This is a genomic window from Arcanobacterium pinnipediorum (assembly GCF_023973165.1).
GTDB lineage: Bacteria > Actinomycetota > Actinomycetes > Actinomycetales > Actinomycetaceae > Arcanobacterium > Arcanobacterium pinnipediorum.
In genome coordinates, this window is the sequence record NZ_CP099547.1 from 142,907 (window position 1) to 164,653 (window position 21,747).

20 protein-coding genes and 1 riboswitch are annotated in these 21,747 nt (G+C 52.9%); of the genes, 17 read left to right on the forward strand and 3 right to left on the reverse strand.

Translation table 11 applies throughout. The features are described 5' to 3' along the window. The first annotated feature begins 33 nt into the window (after positions 1-33). Genes NG665_RS00590 through NG665_RS00600 form a run of 3 tightly spaced genes read left to right on the forward strand, consistent with a single transcriptional unit; the run spans position 34 to position 2,551 of the window. Entirely contained in the window at positions 34-744 is a 711-nt protein-coding gene (locus tag NG665_RS00590; RefSeq protein ID WP_252673400.1) for a metal ABC transporter ATP-binding protein, read from the forward strand. Then, positions 741-1,688 (forward strand): metal ABC transporter permease, encoded by a 948-nt coding sequence (locus NG665_RS00595; RefSeq protein WP_252673401.1) that lies wholly within the window; start codon positions 741-743, stop codon positions 1,686-1,688. Before NG665_RS00590 ends, NG665_RS00595 begins: the two co-directional genes overlap by 4 nt. Beyond that, positions 1,685-2,551, forward strand: a complete 867-nt coding sequence (locus tag NG665_RS00600) for a metal ABC transporter permease (RefSeq protein ID WP_252673402.1) — start codon at positions 1,685-1,687, stop codon at positions 2,549-2,551. The genes NG665_RS00595 and NG665_RS00600 overlap by 4 nt, the downstream gene beginning before the upstream one ends. Before the next feature lie 40 nt (positions 2,552-2,591). On the opposite strand, the gene NG665_RS00605 is transcribed toward NG665_RS00600, so the two are convergent. Then, positions 2,592-3,266, reverse strand: coding sequence for a metal-dependent transcriptional regulator (locus NG665_RS00605; protein WP_252673403.1), 675 nt, complete (start codon positions 3,264-3,266; stop codon positions 2,592-2,594). Between the two features lie 106 nt (positions 3,267-3,372). On the opposite strand from NG665_RS00605, the gene dcd reads away from it, so the two are divergent. From dcd to NG665_RS00660, 11 genes are all read left to right on the forward strand, one after another. Next, positions 3,373-3,954 carry a dCTP deaminase gene (gene dcd, locus NG665_RS00610; protein ID WP_252673404.1) on the forward strand — a complete coding sequence of 194 codons (582 nt, stop codon included), beginning with the start codon at positions 3,373-3,375 and terminating at the stop codon, positions 3,952-3,954. Positions 3,955-4,007: 53 nt separating this feature from the next. After that, positions 4,008-6,893, forward strand: coding sequence for a Na+/H+ antiporter subunit A (locus NG665_RS00615; RefSeq protein ID WP_252673405.1), 2,886 nt, complete (start codon positions 4,008-4,010; stop codon positions 6,891-6,893). Then, complete coding sequence (locus NG665_RS00620; protein WP_252673406.1) at positions 6,890-7,390, forward strand: Na(+)/H(+) antiporter subunit C; 501 nt, start codon at positions 6,890-6,892, stop codon at positions 7,388-7,390. The genes NG665_RS00615 and NG665_RS00620 overlap by 4 nt, the downstream gene beginning before the upstream one ends. Beyond that, complete coding sequence (locus NG665_RS00625) at positions 7,390-8,940, forward strand: Na+/H+ antiporter subunit D (RefSeq protein ID WP_252673407.1); 1,551 nt, start codon at positions 7,390-7,392, stop codon at positions 8,938-8,940. The genes NG665_RS00620 and NG665_RS00625 overlap by 1 nt, the downstream gene beginning before the upstream one ends. Further along, the gene (locus tag NG665_RS00630) at positions 8,937-9,548 is read left to right on the forward strand and encodes a Na+/H+ antiporter subunit E (RefSeq protein WP_252673408.1); all 612 of its coding nucleotides are present in this window, start codon (positions 8,937-8,939) and stop codon (positions 9,546-9,548) included. Before NG665_RS00625 ends, NG665_RS00630 begins: the two co-directional genes overlap by 4 nt. Further along, complete coding sequence (locus NG665_RS00635) at positions 9,545-9,805, forward strand: MrpF/PhaF family protein (protein ID WP_252673409.1); 261 nt, start codon at positions 9,545-9,547, stop codon at positions 9,803-9,805. Before NG665_RS00630 ends, NG665_RS00635 begins: the two co-directional genes overlap by 4 nt. After that, positions 9,805-10,161, forward strand: coding sequence for a monovalent cation/H(+) antiporter subunit G (gene mnhG, locus NG665_RS00640; protein WP_252674117.1), 357 nt, complete (start codon positions 9,805-9,807; stop codon positions 10,159-10,161). The genes NG665_RS00635 and mnhG overlap by 1 nt, the downstream gene beginning before the upstream one ends. Positions 10,162-10,214: 53 nt before the next feature. Then, positions 10,215-10,475 (forward strand): DUF4235 domain-containing protein, encoded by a 261-nt coding sequence (locus NG665_RS00645; RefSeq protein WP_252673410.1) that lies wholly within the window; start codon positions 10,215-10,217, stop codon positions 10,473-10,475. A 153-nt stretch (positions 10,476-10,628) separates the two neighbouring features. Then, positions 10,629-10,733, forward strand: a riboswitch (TPP riboswitch). 57 nt (positions 10,734-10,790) lie between these two features. Next, a complete protein-coding gene (locus NG665_RS00650; protein WP_252673411.1) occupies positions 10,791-11,867 on the forward strand; it encodes a thiamine ABC transporter substrate-binding protein in 1,077 nt (358 codons plus the stop codon). Between the two features lie 13 nt (positions 11,868-11,880). After that, the gene (locus NG665_RS00655; RefSeq protein ID WP_252673412.1) at positions 11,881-13,581 is read left to right on the forward strand and encodes an ABC transporter permease; all 1,701 of its coding nucleotides are present in this window, start codon (positions 11,881-11,883) and stop codon (positions 13,579-13,581) included. After that, positions 13,581-14,228, forward strand: a complete 648-nt coding sequence (locus NG665_RS00660; RefSeq protein ID WP_252673413.1) for an ABC transporter ATP-binding protein — start codon at positions 13,581-13,583, stop codon at positions 14,226-14,228. Before NG665_RS00655 ends, NG665_RS00660 begins: the two co-directional genes overlap by 1 nt. Positions 14,229-14,350: 122 nt before the next feature. On the opposite strand, the gene NG665_RS00665 is transcribed toward NG665_RS00660, so the two are convergent. Further along, positions 14,351-15,682 (reverse strand): DUF4921 family protein, encoded by a 1,332-nt coding sequence (locus tag NG665_RS00665; RefSeq protein WP_252673414.1) that lies wholly within the window; start codon positions 15,680-15,682, stop codon positions 14,351-14,353. A 77-nt stretch (positions 15,683-15,759) separates the two neighbouring features. Here NG665_RS00665 and NG665_RS00670 point away from each other — a divergent pair, with 77 nt between their 5' ends. From NG665_RS00670 to NG665_RS00680, 3 genes are all read left to right on the forward strand, one after another. Beyond that, a complete protein-coding gene (locus NG665_RS00670) occupies positions 15,760-17,052 on the forward strand; it encodes an MFS transporter (protein WP_252673415.1) in 1,293 nt (430 codons plus the stop codon). A 107-nt stretch (positions 17,053-17,159) separates the two neighbouring features. Further along, positions 17,160-18,161 carry a lipid II:glycine glycyltransferase FemX gene (locus tag NG665_RS00675; protein ID WP_252673416.1) on the forward strand — a complete coding sequence of 334 codons (1,002 nt, stop codon included), beginning with the start codon at positions 17,160-17,162 and terminating at the stop codon, positions 18,159-18,161. Further along, on the forward strand, positions 18,161-19,339 hold the full coding sequence (locus NG665_RS00680) for a carboxylate--amine ligase (RefSeq protein WP_252673417.1): 1,179 nt from the start codon (positions 18,161-18,163) through the stop codon (positions 19,337-19,339). The genes NG665_RS00675 and NG665_RS00680 overlap by 1 nt, the downstream gene beginning before the upstream one ends. Positions 19,340-19,346: 7 nt before the next feature. On the opposite strand, the gene NG665_RS00685 is transcribed toward NG665_RS00680, so the two are convergent. Continuing rightward, positions 19,347-21,440: a prolyl oligopeptidase family serine peptidase gene (locus tag NG665_RS00685; protein WP_252673418.1), complete on the reverse strand. Its 2,094-nt coding sequence runs from the start codon at positions 21,438-21,440 to the stop codon at positions 19,347-19,349. Positions 21,441-21,747: the final 307 nt, after the last annotated feature.

A 21,747-nucleotide genomic window follows, 5' to 3' on the forward strand; every position in this document is an offset into this window, starting at 1 on the left:
ACACTAAGCACACCGGCATGTTCAACAACGAACATGTCGGTGTGTTACCGTGTCGATCCAGTCCTATATAACGTTGATTTCACCGTGCCCGAAGGCATCGTCATGGGTATCGTGGGTCCAAATGGCGCCGGGAAATCAACGCTCATCAAGGCAATGCTAGGTCTAGTTAAGCCACTTACTGGTTCTGCTCAATTCTTTGGGCAACCGTTAGCAAATGTGCGCGAGCGCGTTGGATATATGCCACAGAGCGTAAGTGTCGATTGGGACTTTCCAACAACGGTTATCGACGTCGTTATGATGGGAACCTACGGCAAACTTGGCTGGCTGCGCCGCCCGGGACGTAACGAGCGCAACCAAGCGCTACAAGCCCTTGAACAAACCGGGATCCCTGAACTTGCACACCGCCAAATCGGGGAACTATCTGGAGGCCAACGCCAGCGCGTATTCCTAGCTCGAGCTTTAGTTCAACAACCACAACTGTATTTCATGGACGAACCCTTCCAGGGCGTTGATGCGAAAAGCCAGCGTGCCATTGTTGATGTGCTACATCATCTGCGTTCCCAAGGAAACACTGTTGTTATCGTTCACCATGACCTTGCTACTGTTGCAGATTATTGCGATCACGTCACGTTGCTAAACCGCAATATCGTAGCATCTGGTCCTAGCGCGACTACCTTGACACCAGAAAATATCCGTACCGCCTACCGTGTGGCGGACGACGAAGAGTGGGGAAATTTCGCGTGAGTTTGATAGAGTTCTTCACCGACCACACGTTCCGAATGGTTTTCTTTGGCACAATGGTCATTGGTTTTGTGGCCGGTGCGCTCGGCTCTTTTGCATACTTGCGTAAACAGTCGATGATCTCCGATGTTATCTCCCATTCCGCACTACCAGGAACTCTGGCAGCTTTCCTTTTCTCCGTCGTCGTCCTTCAAACCGATGGCCGCAATATGCTGGCGCTGATTACTGGCGCAGTGATTATCGGTACCTCGGCAGTTTTGTTCACCCAATGGATAGTGCGCAACTCAAAAGTTCACCTCGACTCGGCGATGGCCGTCACGTTATCGCTATTTTTCGGTTTGGGTATGGTTTTAATGCGTATTGTTGCCGATGCGCCACTTCCTGGAAAAGGTGGAATCCAAGATTACCTATTTGGTAATGCGTCAACGATTACCCGGGAAGATTTCTACACCTCGCTAGCAGTTGGCTCGATCGCGTTACTGATAGTGTTCATTTTCTGGAAAGAATTTTCTGCCCGATCCTTCGATCCAATTCACGCCACCATGATGGGTATTCACGGCAAGCTCATCGACACGCTCATGTTTGGCACGATTGTTATCGCCTCGGTCATTGGCCTACGTGCGGTGGGCTTAGTGGTTATGGTTGCCTTCGTGATCACTCCACCTGCGGCCGCCCGGCAATGGACAACTCGCCTAAGCTCGATGGTCATTGTATCGGCTTTTATAGGTGCTATCGGTTCTGGAATCGGAGCTTATTTAGCGGTTTCATTTGGTAAGGTTCCCACCGGGCCAATGATTGTGATTGTTCTGTTCGTCATTTTTGTGATTTCGTTGCTTTTCTCGCCGCGCCGCTCACTCATTATGCAGGCATGGGCTCGACGTCGAGCACGTAACGAATTGAAGAAACAACTGTTAGAGCACAACCAACTAGCCGGAAGTTCGCTATGAGTTTTGTTATTGGCACCAGTTTGCTCGCTATTGTTACCGCGTTAGTGTGTGCTTTACCTGGATCATTTATCGTCTTGCGGCAAAGCTCGATGCTCGTCGATGCGATGAGCCACGCAATTTTGCCTGGCATTGTGGTGGGCTACTACATCACGCATGACTTTGATTCCCCGATACTCATTATTGGTGCGGCAGTTGCTGGCCTAGTGGTGGTTTTAGGAAACGACTGGCTGATGCGATCAGGATTCGTTTCTGGCGATGCGCCACAGGGTCTGATCTTCCCTATGCTCTTTTCTGCCGGCGTTATCCTTATTTCGTTAAATTTCGGTAACCTCCACCTCGATACCCACGTGGTTTTGGCTGGCGATCTTAATCTAGCTGCCTGGCATCAGCTCGTCATCAACGGCACCTCCTATGGGCCAATCTACTTATATGTACTCCTTGTTGTACTCCTTATCAACATCATCGTTATCTGGGCGATGTATCCGCGACTAAAGATCACGAGCTTCGATCCAGATTTTTCTCGAACCCTCGGTATTCGAACCCGCGGCGTCGATACGGCGTTCATGTTTCTCGTTGCAGTAACCGTGACAGCGGCGTTTAACGCAGCCGGAGCTATCTTAATCGTGGCTTTGATGATCGCACCAGCCGCAACAGCTCGTCTCTTTAGTATTTCAATGCGCCAGATGCTTGTGAGCACAATGATCATCGCAGTATCTGGGGCGATTGTAGGGTTTTGGCTGGCTTATATTCTCCACGCCCCAACATCGGCGGCAATGGCAGTATGGTATGGGCTGGTCTTTGCCGTTGTCTTGATTGGTGGTAAACGTTTCGGAGTGGTTCACCAATCGCAAAGCCAGCACTAAAGCTAGGCGTTGTTCTGGATTTGCCTAGATTGGACTAAGCCTACTCAACGGCACTAACCCAGATTGCGCGCAGTGCCCCACTGCCCAACAATACGGAGTTATGGCCTGATACCTGCACCTCAATTGATTCAGAATAAGGAGCCGGAGGTTGAGCTACCAAGGTACATCCATAGGCGATACCGCAGGCATCGAAGAAACGTAACAACTGCGGATCGTCGTCGGAAATCCGTTCAATTCGGAATTGACCGCCCTGGTCAATCGAACTGAGCAAAACAGCTCGCGGGCGAATAATCGTTCCGTCAGCAGCTGGGATAGGATCGCCGTGTGGATCGCGATCCGGGTTACCTAACCGAAGTGCCATGCGCTCGATCATAATGTCAGAAACCGCATGTTCAAGGACTTCGGCTTCAGCGTGGACTTCATCCCAGGCGTATCCCAAAATATCAACTAAGAAAGTCTCGATGAGTCGATGGCGCCGAACCATCGCAACCGCCAACGCCCGCCCGTGATCGGTCAGATACACCGCGCCATAGGGAGCGTGGTCAACCAATCCCTGGTCTTTGAGTTTACGAATCGCATCTGAGGCGGTAGAGAGTTTAACCCCGGCACGCGTGGCAAGGCTCGAGGCAGTAACCGGCTCATCAGACCATTCGCCCAGAGACCAGATTGCCTTCATGTAGTTTTGGCTGCTTTCAGATAGCGAAGAAACTGGCATAAATGCATGGTAACACGCCCAGTGAGCCGGTTCGATTTATGCCTTACCCAGGTGGAATTTAGCAAAAAGATAGTCAGGTGCGTCCAGAAGGTGGCACAATAGAACCATGCTGCTTTCAGATAGTGATATTGCTCGGTATGTCCACCAAGGTCGCATCACGTTAGAACCATGGGATCCGCAGATGATCCAGCCCTCGAGCGTCGATGTGCACCTAGACCGTCTCTTCCGCCTGTTCGATAACCACAAATACGATGTTATTGATCCGGCAGCCGATCAAAACGATCTCACGCGGCTAGTAGAAGTAGATGCTGACGGAGCTTTTATCCTCCACCCCGGCGAATTTGTTTTGGGAGCAACCTATGAGCTAGTGACTCTGGGAGCAGACGTTGCCGCTCGGCTTGAAGGTAAATCAAGCCTTGGCCGGCTAGGTCTGCTCACCCATTCCACGGCAGGGTTTATTGATCCGGGGTTTTCTGGCCATGTCACATTGGAGTTATCCAACACTGCCACCATGCCGATCAAGCTCTACCCGGGAATGAAAATCGGGCAGTTGTGCTTCTTCGAACTTTCCTCCCCCGCAGCTCACCCATACGGCAGCGGTGCCAACGGATCGCGCTACCAAGGCCAACGCGGCCCCACAGCCTCACGTTCCCACCTCAATTTCCACCGCATCGACGTCACTCGTTAAAATACCGGGAACTTTCCCGTAAACTGTGAACAAGACACAGCGAAGGGATGACGATGCTTTTTGTGCTGGCACTTTTCGTGCTAGGTGGCCTCAGCGCACCGCGAATAATGCGAGCTGGCCGACTAGGATTTTTGATTCTGTCAGCTATTCCGCTCACGGCCTTCACATGGCTGATATTGCACGCACCACAAGTGTTGGGCGGCGGAGGCCTCGAAGAACAAATACCGTGGGTAGACCAAGTAAACCTCAACCTTGATGTGCGCATCGACCACCTTTCGTGGGTATTAGGCTTAATCGTAACCGGGATCGGTGGACTGGTCCTGATCTACTGTGCACGCTACTTTTCCCCACGCGCCCAAGGCTTAGGGCGATTCGCAGGCGTCTTCGTGGCTTTTTCAGGAGCAATGCTCGGCCTTGTCACAACCGACAACACCCTCGCCCTATACATGTATTGGGAATTAACAACCGTCTTTTCGTATCTGCTCATCGGGCACAACTTCACCTCCAGTGCATCCCGGCGCGCGGCCGGCCAAGCCATCATCGTTACCACCGCCGGTGGTTTGGCGATGCTCACCGGAATCATTATCCTCGGGCAAATCTCCGGTGGCTCTTATCGGCTATCGGAACTGGTATCCCAAGGCCCATATCTGGTTTCTACCCACGGCGTACTGATCTCCACCGCAGTAGTCTTGGTCCTCATCGGCGCATTATCTAAATCTGCACTGATTCCATTCCACTTCTGGCTACCCGCAGCAATGGCTGCCCCCACACCTGTCTCGGCCTATCTTCATGCAGCTGCGATGGTTAAAGCCGGAGTCTATCTCATTGCCCGCTTAGCACCCGGCTTTGCCCACCTACCACAATGGCGATACGTGGTTATTACAGCCGGCCTAGGAACACTTATTGTGGGCGGTTTTCGCGCCATGAAACAGTTCGATCTCAAACTCGTCTTAGCATTTGGCACAGTTTCGCAACTCGGACTCATCATCGTACTTGTAGGCTATGGAACCCCAGCAACCCTCCTAGCAGGTCTAGCGTTATTGGTGGCCCACGCCCTATTCAAATCCACGCTTTTCTTATCCGTTGGTTCGCTCGACTGGTCAACCGGCACACGTGATCTGCGCGAACTCTCCGGCGTCGGCAAACAATGTCTGCCAGTAGCGATAGGGGCTGGTCTAGCAGGGGCTTCAATGATGGGGCTACCCTTGACAGCAGGATTTGTTGCGAAAGAAGCCGCCCTAGAAGGCTTAGTTGATTCCAACGGACTTGATACCTTCACCTGGATAGTCATCGCACTCGGCTCAGCATTCACAGTTGCCTACACGCTACGCTTTTGGTGGGGTGGGTTTGCAACCAAGCCTGGCGTTGGACGCACCGATGTAAAACACCCCTCCTGGCTCATGACCTCCCCAATCATGTTTCTAGCAATACTGGGCATCGTCGTCGGACTCAACGCAAACACACTCGAAAACGTTCTAGCTCCGTACGCCCATACTCTTCCCGGGGATCGCGCCCACCTGGCTGTCTTTGCCGGGTTCCACCTGCCGTTGTTCATAACGTGTGCGATCATCGGGGTGGGTGGTGTGCTTTTCGTACTAACGCGACGCTTCGCCACTAAGATGCACACCTATGATGTTCCACTGAGCGCTGATGGTGTGTACCGTTGGATCATTTCCGAACTCGAAACCGTTTCAGGCTGGGCGACGGCGTTAACCCAGCGCGGCTCGCTACCGGCATACATGTCGATGATCATGACGTTTATTATTGTTGCTGTTCCACTATCACTGTGGTGGGGTGGGGTAGAAACCATAGCGCGCGTGCGGCTATGGGATTCGCTACCCCAAGCAGGAGTTGCGTTGGTAACGGCCATCGCTGCGGTTCTGGCGGCGCGTTCGCGACGGCGATTAAAAGCCATCATGTTCATTGGAGTCTCAGGATATGGCGTAGCCCTAATCTACGAACTCTACGGCGCTCCAGATCTAGCCCTGACCCAGGTGCTGGTAGAAACAATGACCTTGGTGGTCTTCATTCTGGTAATGCGTCGCCTACCCGTATACTTTTCGGCGCGGCCCGTCATAGCTGTGCGGCACATACGCCTCGGCTTGGCGATCCTTATGGGTGTGGCAATGTCTGCAATGGCCTGGCTTGCGGCCGGTGCACGCAGCCTAACACCCATCTCCGAACTTTTCCACGACGAAGCCTACGCCTACGGCTACGGTAAAAATATTGTGAACGTGACGCTAGTTGATATTCGTGCCTGGGACACCCTAGGCGAAATGTCGGTACTGGTAGCGTGCGGTATTGGAATTTCCTCCCTCCTATTCATCAACGCCCGTTCCGGGCGCGTAGATCGATTCCGCAACTTAATCATCCCCGACGCCGATCTGGCCCACAGATCCCGGGCAGATAACCACGTCTGGCTGGCAGCATCGCGCCTCCAAGACCCAGCCCATCGCTCCGTCATCGTCGAAGTCGGTACCCGGCTGATCTTCCACACAATATTCATCGTGTCAGTTTTCTATCTTTTCTCCGGGCACAACCTCCCTGGCGGCGGTTTCGCTGGCGGCCTACTCGCTGGTATCGCATTGGTTTTGCGCTACATCGCCGGTGGGCGCTACGAGCTCGGTGCTGCTATCCCGCTCCACCCGGGGCATTTGATGGGAAGTGGAATGATTATTGCAGCCATAGCCGCACTAGCACCCATCGCCCTTGGAGGCACGATTCTACAAACGGCCTCATTGGAGTTCGTGATGCCGATCTTTGGGCCAGTCAAGCTCGCCACGGCACTGTTCTTCGATATCGGCGTCTACATCGCCGTCGTCGGTTTCTGTCTCGATATCGTGCGTTCCCTAGGCGCCGAAATCGACCGCCATATCGAACAAGACGAAGAACCTGAGTCGAACCGGGTATCGCACCTAGTTGGGGAGGTGAACCCATGACGTCGTCTGCAGTTTTAATACTTTTAGCTGGTGTACTCATGGCAGTGGGAGTCTACCTAGTTACGGAGCGATCCCTCTCGCGAATCGTGGTGGGGTTAGCCTCGATCACCAATTCGGTCAATATTTTATTCCTTATAGCCGGTGGTCCATCTGGCCAGCCTCCTATTGTGGGGCAGGCAGAACCACACCAGATGGCTGACCCGCTCGTCCAAGCAATGATGCTGACTGCAATCGTGCTCTCCTTGGGTTTAACGGCGTTTTTATTGGCAGTTGGCTATCGTTCGTGGCAGTTATATGGCAACGACGAAGTCCAAGACGACCTTGAAGACAAGCGCCTTGCGAAACATTCGGAGGCAGTAAAGATTGCCGAGCGTGCCGATAAGCCACAGCGTATTGAAGATGACGCAGAAGAAGCTCGAGACGAGACGGAGTCACGCAGTGAAAATGAATCTGAGGCACACATGAGCCAGCAGGAGACTTCGGAGGCGAAACACTGATGAACCTGAATTTTCTTGTTGCCCTACCGGTAGTCGTCCCTATCTTAGGTGCCGGGTTATCGCTGGCTTCGGCGTCGTTTCGCCGCTTGCAAGGCTGGATTTCCATCACGATTTTATCTATCGTGCTCGTTGTTGCGCTCGCGTTAGTATTTTTATCTCAGTCCGGGCCGATTGTGCTCGACGTCGGTGGCTGGGCTTCGCCAGTGGGCGTGAGTTTGGTAGGTGATCGGCTCGCGGCGATCATGTTGGCCACGTCAGTAACTGTGACGCTGGCAGTGCTGGTGTATTCGGTATCCCAAGGTGCAGCCGACGGCGATGATGCGGCCCCGATCGCGGTCTACCATCCGGCGTTCTTACTGCTTTCTGCCGGGGTGTCCAACGCGTTTCTTTCCGGGGATTTATTCAATATCTACGTGGGTTTTGAGCTGTTACTCATGGCCTCGTTCGTGCTCATCACTTTAGGTGGAACCCATGATCGCATCCGGGCTGGCACAGTGTATATTGTGGTTTCGCTCATCTCTTCAGTTGTGCTATTGATGGCGATTGCCTTCACATACGCAGCTACTGGAACAGTGAATCTAGCGCAGTTGGCGTTGCGCCTGCCCGACGTCGATCCGGGTGTGGGCCTTGCGATCCAGACGATGATGCTGATCGGTTTTGGTATTAAAGCAGCGATCTTCCCGCTATCTGCTTGGCTACCAGATTCATACCCGACTGCTCCGGCTCCGGTAACAGCAGTTTTTGCCGGATTATTGACCAAGGTTGGTATCTACACCATTATTCGAACTCAAACCTTGCTCTTCGCCTCGAACCGGATAGATCTCATCCTTGGTGTTTTCGCAATCGTCACCATGCTCGTCGGTATTCTTGGCGCAGTGGCGCAACAAGATATTAAACGTCTACTTTCCTTCACTCTGGTTTCGCACATCGGTTACATGCTGTGGGGAATTTCGTCGTCAACTGACAACGGTTTGGGTGCCGGAATCTATTACGCCGTCCATCATATTACGGTCCAAACTGCCCTGTTCTTGGTGGTAGGGCTAATTGAACGTCGCGGGGGCACGACCTCGCTGATCAAACTCGGATCATTGGCAAAGCTGGCTCCGGTGCTTGCTGTACTGTATCTGATCCCGGCCCTAAACCTCGCAGGTATTCCGCCCCTATCGGGATTTTTCGGCAAAGTTGGCCTGATTCAAGCCTCTGCCTCGCGTGGGTTAGCAATCGACTGGTGGCTCATCGGTGCTGGCGTGGTGACATCGCTTTTGACCTTGTATGCGGTGACGCGAGCATGGACGATGATGTTTTGGCAAGAGGCACCGCACGAGTTGCCGGAGAAAACTATTCCGCGCGCTATGATTATCTCCACCGCGACTCTAGTAGCAGTGACGATCGGAATTTCGCTGGGTGCGGGACCGCTGGGACGATACACCTGGGATGCGGCCAGCGAGTTACATCAACGCACCCCCTATATTTCAGCAGTTTTACCTGACGAGGAACGCGGCACGGGCCAAAGTAGTGAGGTCACTGAGGAAAAGGAGGCTCAGCGGTGAAATATCGTAGTTCGCGCTCGATGCGCCATGCGGTTTTGCAGTCGGAACGATTCCCGCACGCTTCGATGGGGTTGTTGCTTGGTTTGACTCTGGCGTGGGTTTTACTTTGGGGTGAGTTCAGCGTCGGAAATGTTGCGGCTGGCTTTTTAGCTGCGCTGGTAGTTACGAGCTTGGCTCCATTTCCAGCTGTCGCCTTCGACGGGCGGTTTCGGCCGTGGGGAGTAGTTTTGTTGGTGACGACGGTGATGTGGGAGATGGCGCTAGCCACTGCACAGATATCGTGGTTTATAGTTCGCGGGCATGAGCCTCGATCTGGAGTTATCAAAGTAGGGCTACATTCGCGATCCGATGTTTATATTGCGAGTGTGGCTGGATTGACGGCACTGATCCCCGGCACAGTGGTGGTTGATGTTTCGCGTGAAGAATCTATTCTCTATGTTCATATTTTTGATATGGAATTGGCGGGTGGAATTGATAACGCGCGGCAATCGATACTTACCGTTGAAGAGCGGTTGTTGCGCGCCTTTGCTTCGCATGATGAGTTGGTTGATGCAGGCTATGTTCCTGGCCCCTCACGCTCATATGGCAGATTGGAGGATGGGCAGTGATCTGGCTATTAGCAGCAAGTGCCGTGATTGAGTTGATTGCGGTGGTGTTATTGATGTGGCGTCTGGGGCGCGGGCCAACTATTTTAGACCGCGTGGTTACCTTAGACATGATCACCTCAGTGCTGGTTGGAGGTATCGCCATTTTGTTTGCCGTTACGCGGCGCACCGATCTTTTGCCGGTGTTTGTGGTGGTTTCGCTCGTAGGGTTCGTTGGTTCTACGGTCACTGCGCGTGCACTGCCTAAGGAGGAAGAGTGATGGTGATATTAGACTGGGTTGGCACTGTTTTGATTTTCTTCGGCAGTGTATTGACCCTAATCGCCACTATTGGCGCGTTGCGGGTTCCTGATGTGTTTTCCTTGCAGCATATTGCTACTAAGCCGCAAGTGATGTCGCTTATTTTGCTGATGTTCGGCGTGATGTTGGTTGTGCGCGATAGTGCAGTGACGTGGACTCTCCTTGCCGTCATTGGTTTCCAACTCGTTACTTCACCGATTTCGGCACATGTTATTTCCCGGGCCGCTTATCGCACCCGCCGGCCTGGTATGTCCGCTTTTGATGTTGATGAATTAGATAGTGACCTGCTCGCTGGAGGAGATCTCACGGTAGACTAAAGATAGTTGCGCTCGCCAACGATGCTGGCGAGTTGCGTTACGAAAGGAAAAAGATGAACCTCGGATACCGCCTTCTAAGTTTGGCTACCGGCGCTGTTGCTGGTCTTGTTGCCCGTCAGGTTGTGACGCTGGTGTGGGAAAAGGGCTTGGGGAAAGCCACACCGAATGGTGATGAGACTGATCTCGATCTCCCGCTGGCACAGATTGCTACCTTCTCTGCAGTCACGGCAGGAGTGACTGCTCTTGTCAACGAGGCGATGCAACGCAAGACCGCCCAATGGTATGGCGCACGGAATTCTGAAGACAAAGCCTGATTTTTCTTCGCAGACGATCCCGAGATTACCTGTTCTAACTCCGTAGCGGAGATGAGTGTAGGCGATCTCGGGATTTTGCTGTTCGCTCCTAGTGAGAGGAAACTCAAACCTTGGTTTTCGCTTTTCTCATGCCGAAAACTCGGTGATAGGATGAGGATGTCACAGGGGAGCGCAAATGTGCTGAGAGTGCGAACTTTTCTGCAGACCCTCATACCTGATCCGGGTCATACCGGCGGAGGAAGTGAGTTCTCTCCCTACTACGCTACGGTTTAATGCTATGTGTAGCAGGCCCTCCATGAATAACGGAGGAAAGATATGAAAACCCGTAAGTTGAGCCTTGGTTTAGTTACCGCATGTGCACTGGCATTAAGCGCTTGCTCATCGAGCGTTCCAGCGGCAGATAAAACGCCTGATGCGATGGAGAAGGAAACTCAGAAGGCTCCACAGACGGTTAAGGTCGTTACCAATGGATCCTTCTCCTTACCTGACGATGTCCTTGCTGCATTCACCAAGGAATCAGGATTCACAGTTGAGCTAGTTAATGGTGAAGAGTCTGGCACGCTGGACTCCAAACTCATCTTAACGAAGAACAATCCGGTAGGTGACGCAGTTATTGGCTTAACTGCTAATAACATTATCGACGTTGCTAACGCTGGTGTTCTTGACGATTCGGTTAAACTAGATGGTCCCAAAGGTGCCGATAAATACAAGATCGCCCAAGCTAGCGGTGCTATGCCACTAGATCGATCTGATGCATGTTTCAACTACGATATTGCCTATTTCGAAGATAAAGGTTTGACGCCTCCGGCTGGCTTGGAAGATTTAGTGAAGCCAGAATACCAAAACCTAACTGTGATTGAGGATCCGTCAAAGTCCGATACTGGGTTTGCGTTGCTGGCGGCAACAATTTCGCACTTTGGTGAAGATGGCTATGTTGATTACTGGAAGCAGCTTTTGGCTAACGGCACTAAGGTTGATGCCGGATGGAAGGACGCCTACCAGGTAGATTTCACTGCCGGTGAAGGTAAGGGTGCCTATCCGATCGTCATGTCATATGCTTCTTCGCCATTTTGGACGATTAACGAAGCAGGTGACGCCTCCAGCACAGCTAACGTTGCCGGTGGCTGCTACCCGGTAGTGGAATACGCCGGTGTTCTCAAGGGTGCGAAGAACGTTGAGGGTGCACAAAAGTTCCTCCAATGGTTGTCTACCCCGAAGATTCAGACCGTCATTGCCGAAGAAAATGTTACGTATCCAATCGACGAATCTGCACAGTTGCCCAAGGGCATGGCAGAATTTGCGCCGCGGCCAGACGCTGTTGCATCCCTAGATCCGCAAAAGATTGTCGATTCGAAGGAAGAATGGATTACCGCGGTTACGGAACTGTTCTAAGAAAACTCCTTCGATGTTGAAATCTCTGACACAGCGCCCACTGATTGTGTGGGCGCTGTGCGCTCTAGGCCCGGCGCTCTTCCTCGGATTGTTCTTCTTCGCTCCGGTTATTGATCTACTGAGCTTGGGTGTAGCAGAACTGGCGGCGAGCTGGAATTCAGGCGGCTTGGCCGGCATAGGCGAGCAGTTGTCGCGAGCGCGAGCAGGCACTGCGTTGGTGACGACGTTAGCCTTAGCTTTTGCCGGAACATTATTGTCCATTGCGGTGGGCGTGCCAGCTGCCTACATTTTGTATCGCAGACGTTTCCCGGGCCAAAACATTATTCGATTTTTGATTGTCTTCCCGTTCGTGCTGCCCACGATCGCGGTTGCTACCGCGTTTCGTTCCCTATACGACGACGGCGGTTTATTCGGTTTCCTCAACCTTGCCGGTTCGCCGATACTCATTGTGCTAGCAATGATGTTTTTCAACATTTCGGTGATCGTCCGTACCGTGGGTGCGGCGTGGGGCGGACTCAATCCGAACTATGAAGCTGCAGCGCGCACGCTCGGCGCCTCGCCACTGCGTGCGTTTACCTCTGTGACGTGGCCGCGGTTGGCTCCAGCAGTGTATTCGGCAGCAACTCTCGTTTTCTTGTATTGTTCAACCTCATACAGTTTGGTGATGATACTGGGAACAACGCGCACGCGAACGTTAGAGACAGAAATCTATCGGCAAACAGCGCAGTTCCTCAACCTTGGCACGGCCGCGGTTCTTTCTCTGGTTCAAGCAATTATCGTCGTTGCTGCCCTCATTATCTCCCAGCGCTTTAGTAAAGACGCGGTTGTGGTTGATACCCATTCGCGTTTCGTGCGTAGCTTGCCGCGCGTTACCCGCCAACAACGCCCGATGGTTATCGGTGTTTTAGCGATTGTGCTTGCGCTGATTGTTTTACCGATTGTCCAAGTCATTATTCGTTCGTTGCGGCGTAACGGGGAGTTCACAATCGCTAATTTCACTGATTTGTTCCGGGCAGGTGCGGCAAGGTCAGTAGATTTCGCTATCGCCTCAACCATCTGGCAATCGTTATCGTCAGCTATCTATGCTTCGGTGATCGCCGTCGTTGTTGGTGGCATGGTTGGACTTTTGGTGACGCGCAAAATGCGCACCCATCAACGTGCCTGGCATCGGGTGCAAAGTCTCTACGATGCGCTGTTCATTGTTCCGGTTGGTATTTCGTCTGTGACGTTGGGCTTTGGTATGTTGGTAGCGATGGGCAGTTCGCTACGTTTTGTTGCCGATTCGCCACTGTTGTTGCCGTTGGCGCAAGCTCTGGTGGCGTTGCCGATTCTTATTCGTACCATCGTTCCGATGTTAGACGGGGTTAATCGCGATCTCTACGATGCTGCCGTGACGTTGGGTGCTTCACGCTTTCGCGCCTTCTTCACCGTTGAAGGCCCGGTGCTTGCGCGGGCACTCGGAGTTGGGGCCGGGTTTGCGTTTGCGATTAGTATCGGGGAATTTTCAGCTACCTCCTTCCTCGTATTGCAACGTGAACCAACATTGCCGGTCATGATTTATCAGCTCGTTAGTCGCGCAGGGGCAGCTGATCAAGGAATGGCATACGCTGGCACCGTGATTTTGTGTGCGATCACTGCATTGGTGATGGTGGTAGTGGAAGTGTTGAGCAAACCGCGCAGTTCGTCTCAGCGGCCCAACAAGGAGAAAACGTGATGACCACGATCCACATTGAGCATGTGAGTTTGAGATATCCAGATGGTTTCCAGGCGTTACGAGATGTGAGCCTGGATGTTGATCACGGCCAGATTTTAGGGCTACTTGGTTCTTCAGGGTCGGGTAAGTCCACACTGTTGCGGGCAATTGCTGGGCTGGAGCCGATCGCGCAGGGTCGTATCACAGTGGGTGGGCAGGATATGGATGGAGTTCCCCCACACCGGCGCAACGTGGGCATGGTGTTTCAAGATGGCCAACTTTTCCCGCACCGCAACGTCGAACGCAATATCGCTTACGGTCTCGAAATGGCTGGGGTTAAGCGCAGTGAACGTCAAGCGCGGGTGGCACACATGCTCGACGTCGTGGGGTTGGCTGGCTTTGAAAAGCGTGAGGTGGGCACTCTTTCGGGAGGTCAAGCCCAGCGGGTTGCCTTGGCGCGCTCGCTCGCTGCGCGCCCACAGGTACTCCTTCTCGATGAACCGCTTTCTGCTCTGGATAAAGAGTTGCGCCAACGCCTGGCAGTAGATGTGCGCCAGATCCTCAAAGCTGCTCAGATGACGGCTATCTTCGTCACTCACGATCCGGATGAGGCTACCTCGGTTGCCGATCGTGTTTTGCGCATGGCAGATGGGACGATTGTGCAGTAAGTGTTTGCGGCCAACATTTACCTTAACGTGGTGCTACCACGGGGTTTACAGTGGTTGTATCATCGGCTTTATAGGGGTGTCGCTACTGCTTGTTCTACTCGCCGCTGAAAACCCCGAGATTCCTATAAGGAAAGATTCGGATTATATTTGAGCACATTAGGCTCATTGCTGCATTCGCTGGCAATGGAGATATTGTGTGCGATTGCCCCTTCGGCGCGCAGCTCTAGTAGGCGCGGCACGACGCGGTCACGCAGTGCCCATGGATCAATCGTGTTGACGTAGATCTTTGTGCCACCTTCGAATCCAGCCAAGGTGGAAACACGCCATTTAATCAGCACTTTCCACGGCATATTCACATCAGCATCAATCGGTTTACAATGCCATTCTTCATTGGTGGGAACATCTGGGCCAGTTGCTGCATGCATCGCATGGATTAAATCGCTCATCGCTCGACGTTCTTCATCGGTGTGTTCCCACGGCTGGGAGGCAGGGGATTTAGACCAAATCTCTAACGTCGGATAACGGTGGCCAAATCCCGCAATCGCAATAGCGTGGGCGTTTTCAGCCAAAATTAAATTATGGTAGCCCGCATAGTTCACGGCAGCTTCGTTGTACAGGTTCGGATTTTGGCGCACTCGTTCGACTTCGAGTTTGCCGTTAACTGAACGTTGATCGATTGCTACGAGCTGCTTATGTAAATGGTCAAAGGACGCACCGGCTGGTTTGAGCCAGTTTTGGAACACTTGCACGTAACGAACGTATTTATTTTGGGTGTAGAGATCATGCATAGCATCAACTGTGAGGCGAATAAACCATTCGTGTTCTTGTGGTGTGAGAGTGCCAGCCGAAGCTAACTGTGCGGTGGTGGTTGCTCCGGGAATAAAATGCCGGCGTGCCAGGATCAAATCGTGGCCGCCCCCGAAAAGCGGATAGGCCAACGTGGTGATTTCGAGATCGCTAAGTGCCTCAAACTCTTCCTCAGTATGGGTGTTATGCAGTTTCATCCGCAAGACTTTAAGTACGTGAGCGCGCCCAGCCGGATCAGCCATGTAGGCTTCGAGCCGGCCACGAGCAGCAGCCGGCAGACGATAATCATAGTTCTTCGCCCAGTAGTCAAACGACAAAATCTCAAACAGGTTAGGGATGCGACGGAACTCCCACTCGCGAGTGAGCATATCGACGTCGGTACCGCGGTAAACCACGGCATCGTCGCGCTTACGCACAATCCGCGCTTTTTCCGGCGGCGTCTCTAAAATTCGCTGGGTACAAAACGCGCACGTGTGGCCGATGAGTTCGGGATCGATCGGTTCGACGTCGGTGTGCACGATATCGATCGGACGATCAGCGCGCCCGGGTATGGTCCACACTTCGGTTCCGGAAAACGGGTTGATCTGTTTGATCGTGCCGTCTGCCATTTTTGTGATGGGCGGTGGGAAAGAATATGTGTCAACCATGGTTCTTAGTTTATACGTGTGTCAGGGCACGTGGCTACAGCTTTTCTTTTCTGGGCGTGCCTGATACACATAAATATGTGAGTAAAAATGTTGAGAAAGTGCGTCTACCGCGCGAAATCTGGGTGATTGTTGCAGCGTCGGTTGCAATTTCGTTGGGCTATGGAATCGTTGCCCCGGTCTTGCCGCGGTTCGCTATCCAGTTCGGGGTAACGACGACGGCGGCCACTTTAGTTGTGTCCGCATTCGCTTTCACCCGACTTATTTTTGCTCCAGCAGCTGGGCGCTTGTCTGGGCGTCTCGGGGAACGCCGACTGTACTTGCTCGGTATTTTCATTGTTGCTATCTCCTCAGCTGCTAGCGCGGGCTCGCAAGCATACTGGCATTTGTTGATTCTGCGCGGTGTGGGTGGTTTTGGTTCGGTAATGTTTTCGGTTGCAGCGATGTCGCTGGTAATCCAGTTGGCTCCGCCCAATGCGCGCGGGCGCGCCTCGGCAGCGTTCGGTGGTGGGTTCCTTATCGGTAATATTGCTGGCCCAGCCTTGGGGGCGTTGATCGCGCCACTAGGCTATCGGTGGCCGTTCATGATCTATGCGGTGATGTTGTTAATCGCGATGGCGATCGTTGCCTACGAAATTCCTGCTGATGGGCATCGGCGTCGTCAGTGGCGGAAAATTTTATTCAAGCGCTCTGGCGGCAAAGCCCAAGCTCCGCGCGCTGCGGAGGTGTTTCCTAAAGTTGCGCCCACGGTTATGGTGCCTAACTCAACTGACCGCGGCGTGCTAACTATCGCTGGGGCGTTTGAGCATCGACGCTTCCCGCTCGTGTTAGGCACTGCATTCGTTCAAGGCTGGGCCAATATGGGTATGCGTGTTGCGGTGGTTCCTCTTCTAGCGGGCACGATTATGGTTGGCCCGCACTGGCTGCCGGCGGGCGACTGGCTGGCTGGCGGTGCAATGACGGCCTTTGCTCTGGGTAATGTGGTGGCCTTGCTACGTGCCGGGCGCTGGGCAGATCTCTATGGTCGCGCCAGCGTGACGATTTGGGGTTTGCTGATCTCAGGCGTATTTACGATTGCGCTCGGTTTTTCACTCACGACGGTGACATTCATTGCCCTGTGTTTCTTCGGTGGTATTGGCGCTGGTTTTATTCAGCCGGCTCAACAAGGAGCAGTTGCGGACATCATCGGTGATCGGCAAGGCGGATCGGTGGTCTCCTTCTTCCAGCAGTTCACCGATTTCGGCACTATTCTCGGCCCGATTATCGCCGGGCTGATCATCGACTATTCGGGTTATCTTGCCGCATATATTGTTGGCGGTAGTGTTTTGATCATCGCTGGGTTGGCATGGATCTTCTTCGATTCAGAAAAATGACAAAATCGCCGAACCCGTGGGCTTTTCCGCACCGTTAAAAGACCACATTTTGTGTGAGTGGAGTGGTGTTCGTGCAGGTAGCCAATCTCCTAGACTATTCTTAAACTATGTTTCTCGATATTAACGACGCGAACCAAACCCAACGTTTTGATGATTTTATAGCTTCGAGCCCGCACGCTAACCTGTTGCAAACTCGTGCCTGGGCGCATGTGAAAGCCGGCTGGGATAGCCACTATTTCTATCACGAAACTGACGGCGAAATCGATGCCACCCTTTCGGTTTTATCCATTATGGATTCACGGTTTGGCGCCCGGTTGTTTTACGCTCCGCGTGGCCCGGTCTGTGATTTGAACCAGATCGACGTCGTTACTAGCCTTATCGACGAAGCCGAAGCGTATGCTCGGGCCCACGAGGGTTTCTTGTTGCGAATTGATCCGAGCGTGGCTGATGATGAAGGTTTGCGTCAGGCCTACGCTCAAGCCGGGTATCCGTTCCAGCGTGAGGATGCCAATACCACTCAGCCACTGATGAGCCTGGTGTTGGATATCAATGGACGCAATCGGGAAGAGTTGTTGGCGGCGTTGTCGAAGAACACTCGGAAAAATGTGCGTAAGTCTTACCGGCTTGGGGTTACTAACCGCGTGGGTGGGCGTGAGGATCTGCCGGAGTTTTATCGTCTTTTTGAGATGATGAATCAACATCACGGGATTTCGTATCGGCCCTATAGTTATTTTGAGCGGCTCTATGATGCCTTTGAAGATCGGGTTCGACTGAGCTTTTCGATGTTTGAAGGACGAGCGATCACCACTTCGTTTTTGATTACGTTTAACGATACGGCCAATGCCCTCTATGGCGCAGATTCTCACGAGTTCCAGGTGGGGCAGTCTTATCAGATCAACTATGAGGAAATATCGTATGCTGCTGAGCAGGGCTGCCGATACTATGACATGGGCGGTATTTTCCATACGGATGAAGATAATGGGCTCTATCATTTCAAGCGCAAGTTCACCGAGGATAACGTTATTCACTGGATCGGGAATATAGATCGCATTCTCGATGCCGAAAAATATGACCGGTTCCGGGAGTTGACTGGCCGGAAGGAAGACTGATGGCTATTGTTCCGTTGATCTTGGGAACAGACGAGAATTCATACACTCAAGCTCGCGCCTACCATCAAGCCTACGGGCGCCAGGCGGTAGTGTGCGGCGCAGGTATTCTGGCGCCGTTTTACCACACCAAAATTGCCCAGGTTCATGTTCGTTCCGGGTTTTCTGCTGATGTCGATATTTTTGCGGCGCTACTCAATGAGGTCTGGGCCAGCCGTGATAAAGACGTCGAGAATTTCTTGATGATTGCCCCTACCGAAGAGTATCTTCACATGCTTTACCGGGCCCTAGATCTGCTAGATTTCTCGCCCGTGATGCCCTACCCGGATGCTCAGTTGGGCAGGGCGTTGATGGATAAAAGTTTCTTTTATGCGCGAATGGAAGAGTTGGGGATTGCCGTTCCTAAGACGCTGATTGCCGGTCCACATAACTATTCCTCGCAGGTCTTAGACGCAGAGCAGTTCATTAAAGCCGACGATTACGAGACGTTTAATTCTTTCGATTTCCCACAAAAACATAAAGGGTTTCATGCGCACAATGCCGCTGAGGCCAAGGATTATCTGGCTGCGGTTTTCGCTTCGGGCTTTAGTGGAAACATGCTGGTGCAAACCTATATTTCGGGGGATAACACTCAAGAGTTTTCCGTCAATGGTTATCGTAGCCGCGATGGGCGCACGGTCTTTGTCCAAGCGCGCAGTGTGTTGACTGATACTCGGCCAATGTGGGTGGGCAACCATTTATTGCTCACCGATACCGATCGCCCTGATTTGCAAGACTTGTGCCAACGTGCGGTAGATGGCTTGGGGTATGTCGGGTTTTTTAATATTGATTTCAAGGTTGATCTAGGAACAGATGTTCCTTATATGTTGGAGATGAATACGCGCTTGGGGCGCAGTTCCTATTATGGTTTGCTCAACGGCGTGAATTTTATCGACCATGCGATTAGGGATGCTGAAGGTAGGGACTTCCCTAAGATTTCTCGGCAGCCGTTTTCGTGGATTACGGCGTTGCGTTCCCAAGTAGCCAACCAGCTCACCGGCAGCGCGTTATCTTATTTTATGGACGCTACGCGCTATGAGAATACGGGCAATGCGCTCGATTATGGTTTCGACGACGATCCGATACGAATCCAACGGTTGGGCAAACTACGGGAAAACATTGGACGAACCTTAGGGTGGTAGCCCACGTTCACGGCGCGAGCACTGAATCGAGGTAGGAGAAGATTAGTGCCGTGAGAAGCGCGGTTTGTTTGATATCTGCTGCCCCGGCATGTCCGCCTTCAGTATTTTCGTGATAGTAGGCTTCAAAGCCAGCATCGCTTAGTTTTTGGAAGAATTTTCGGGCGTGGCCTGGATGTACGCGATCATCGCGCGTTGAGGTGGTGATCAAAATGGGTGGGTAAGGTCCTTCGTGAACATTATGGTAGGGGGAGTAGTGCTTGAGGTATTCCCAATCATCAGTATCAGGGTTGCCGTATTCTGCCATCCAGGATGCTCCAGCTAGCAGATGGGAGAATCGTTTCATATCGAGAAGCGGGACGCGGCAGACGATAGCCCCGAAATGGTCAGGATAGGTGGTGTACATATTCCCCATCAGTAAACCGCCGTTCGATCCGCCGGTTGCGGCAAGCTGGGCAACAGTTGTGATACCGCGAGCAACTAAATCGGCGGCAACGGCTGCGTGATCTTCATAGGCTTTGTGGCGGTTTTCGCGCAGTGCTGCTTGGTGCCAGCGCGGTCCGTATTCCCCGCCGCCGCGAATATTTGACAGCGCATAGACGTAGCCTTGTTCCAGCCACATCTTGCCGTAGGTGGAAATATAGGATGGCAGGCGCGAGACTTCGAATCCGCCATATCCATCGAGCAAAGTTCGGACGTTTTTCTTTCCAGCGATCGCATCGTGTGGGCCGACGACGAAGTATGGAATCTTGGTGCCGTCCGCTGATGTAGCCCAGTGTTGGGCAACGCCTAATCCAGAGTTATCGAACCGGTGGGGTGCTTGGCGTAGTTGTTTCATTGCCAGGCCATCTGGTGAAACTGTGCCGTGGAAGAGGGTTGTTGGGTCGAGGAAGCCGGAGGCTATGATCCACACCTCATCGGATGTGTGGGAATCAACCGCGGCAATACTGGCGGTGGAAAACTCAGGTATCTGGGGGTGTAGTTCGAGGATGTGCCATTGTGAATCGGCGTAGTGAGCAAACCAGAACCGCCCGCGCACGTCGTCGAGCGTGGTGAACACGACCCCGGAAGCTACTGGGCTCACGCTCAATAGCGATGATGTCTCGTTGGGTTCATACATGAGGTGAATATCGTGTGGCGTCGGGCCAGATAGTGCGCTGGCGTAGTCGATTGCCAGGAGGCAACCAGCTGGATAGGTCTGCCCGTGGACTTCCCACGGATAGCGTAGTTCGGCAATAACCCAATTGCGTACGACGCTCACCATAGCTGAGCTGGGTAGTTTGATTGGCCGCAATGCTTCTGGTTCACCGTTCGCCAACTTGGCGATATCGACGTCGTAGACGATCGTATTTCTAAAATCGGTGGCGCGTTGCGCGAGAAGCTTTTCGTGTCCGGGAGTGTGGTCGTAGGAGGCTGCGACGACGACGTCGTCGAACTCGCCGCGAATGATCTCGGTTGCGTCGGCTAGTTTTTCGCCGCGCGACCACAGGCGTGCCGAGATCGGGTAGCCAGAAGCAGTCACAGACTCGGCGCCAAAGTCGGCGCTAATAACCACTCTATCGCGGTCCACCCAACGCATCGTGCCCTTGGAGTTGGGTTTAATAAAGGCTTGTTCTTCAGGGACGAACGAGCGGGTTGCGATATCGAATTCGCGCACGACGTTGGTATCTGAGCCGCCCGGATGCAACGAAACTAGGGCGCGATCGTAGCTGGGGTAGAGTAGCTGGGCGCCACCGAATACCCATGATTCGTTCTCTTTTTTGCCTAGTTCGTCAATATCGAGCAAGATTTCCCACTCGGGTTCAGTTTCTGGTGAAACATAGGTGAGATAGTCGGCGGCTGGGGTGCGCCGCCACAGGCCGCGCGGATGATCGCCGTCGACGTAAAAATCGTAGACGAACTCCCCGCGCTGAATGCCGATAACAAGGTGGTCTTTTGCAGAAAGGATCTCATCGAGCTGGTTTTGGCGCGAGATGAACTCTGGGCCGGAGAAGTGTTGGATGGTGTGCTCAGATATAGTATTTGCCCACTGAAGGTTATCTGGGGAGAGGTCTTCTAGATAACGATAGGGATCGTTGGCTGTTGTCGAGTCGTTAATCTGCATGTTGCTTTACCTTTCTGCTGAGTCAAAGTATATCGCACCGGCGTTGGGGGCCATGTCTTCACGCCTGATTCGCTCTGAGCGCAGATGGTGGCACGAATCATTTTGCGGGCGGTGTAGCTGCCGCGATCCGCCGGTGGTAGCGCAGATATCAAATGGTGCAAGTGTTGATATAGCAATGTTTTACGGAATGTGGTTATGTGGAATGGAAGTGGTGGGAATAAAAAACGGTTCACCGAAGTTGAGTAGAGCAGACTCAAGAATGAATTAGTCAACTGGACATAAGTTCGTTACTGGTGCACACTTGAGA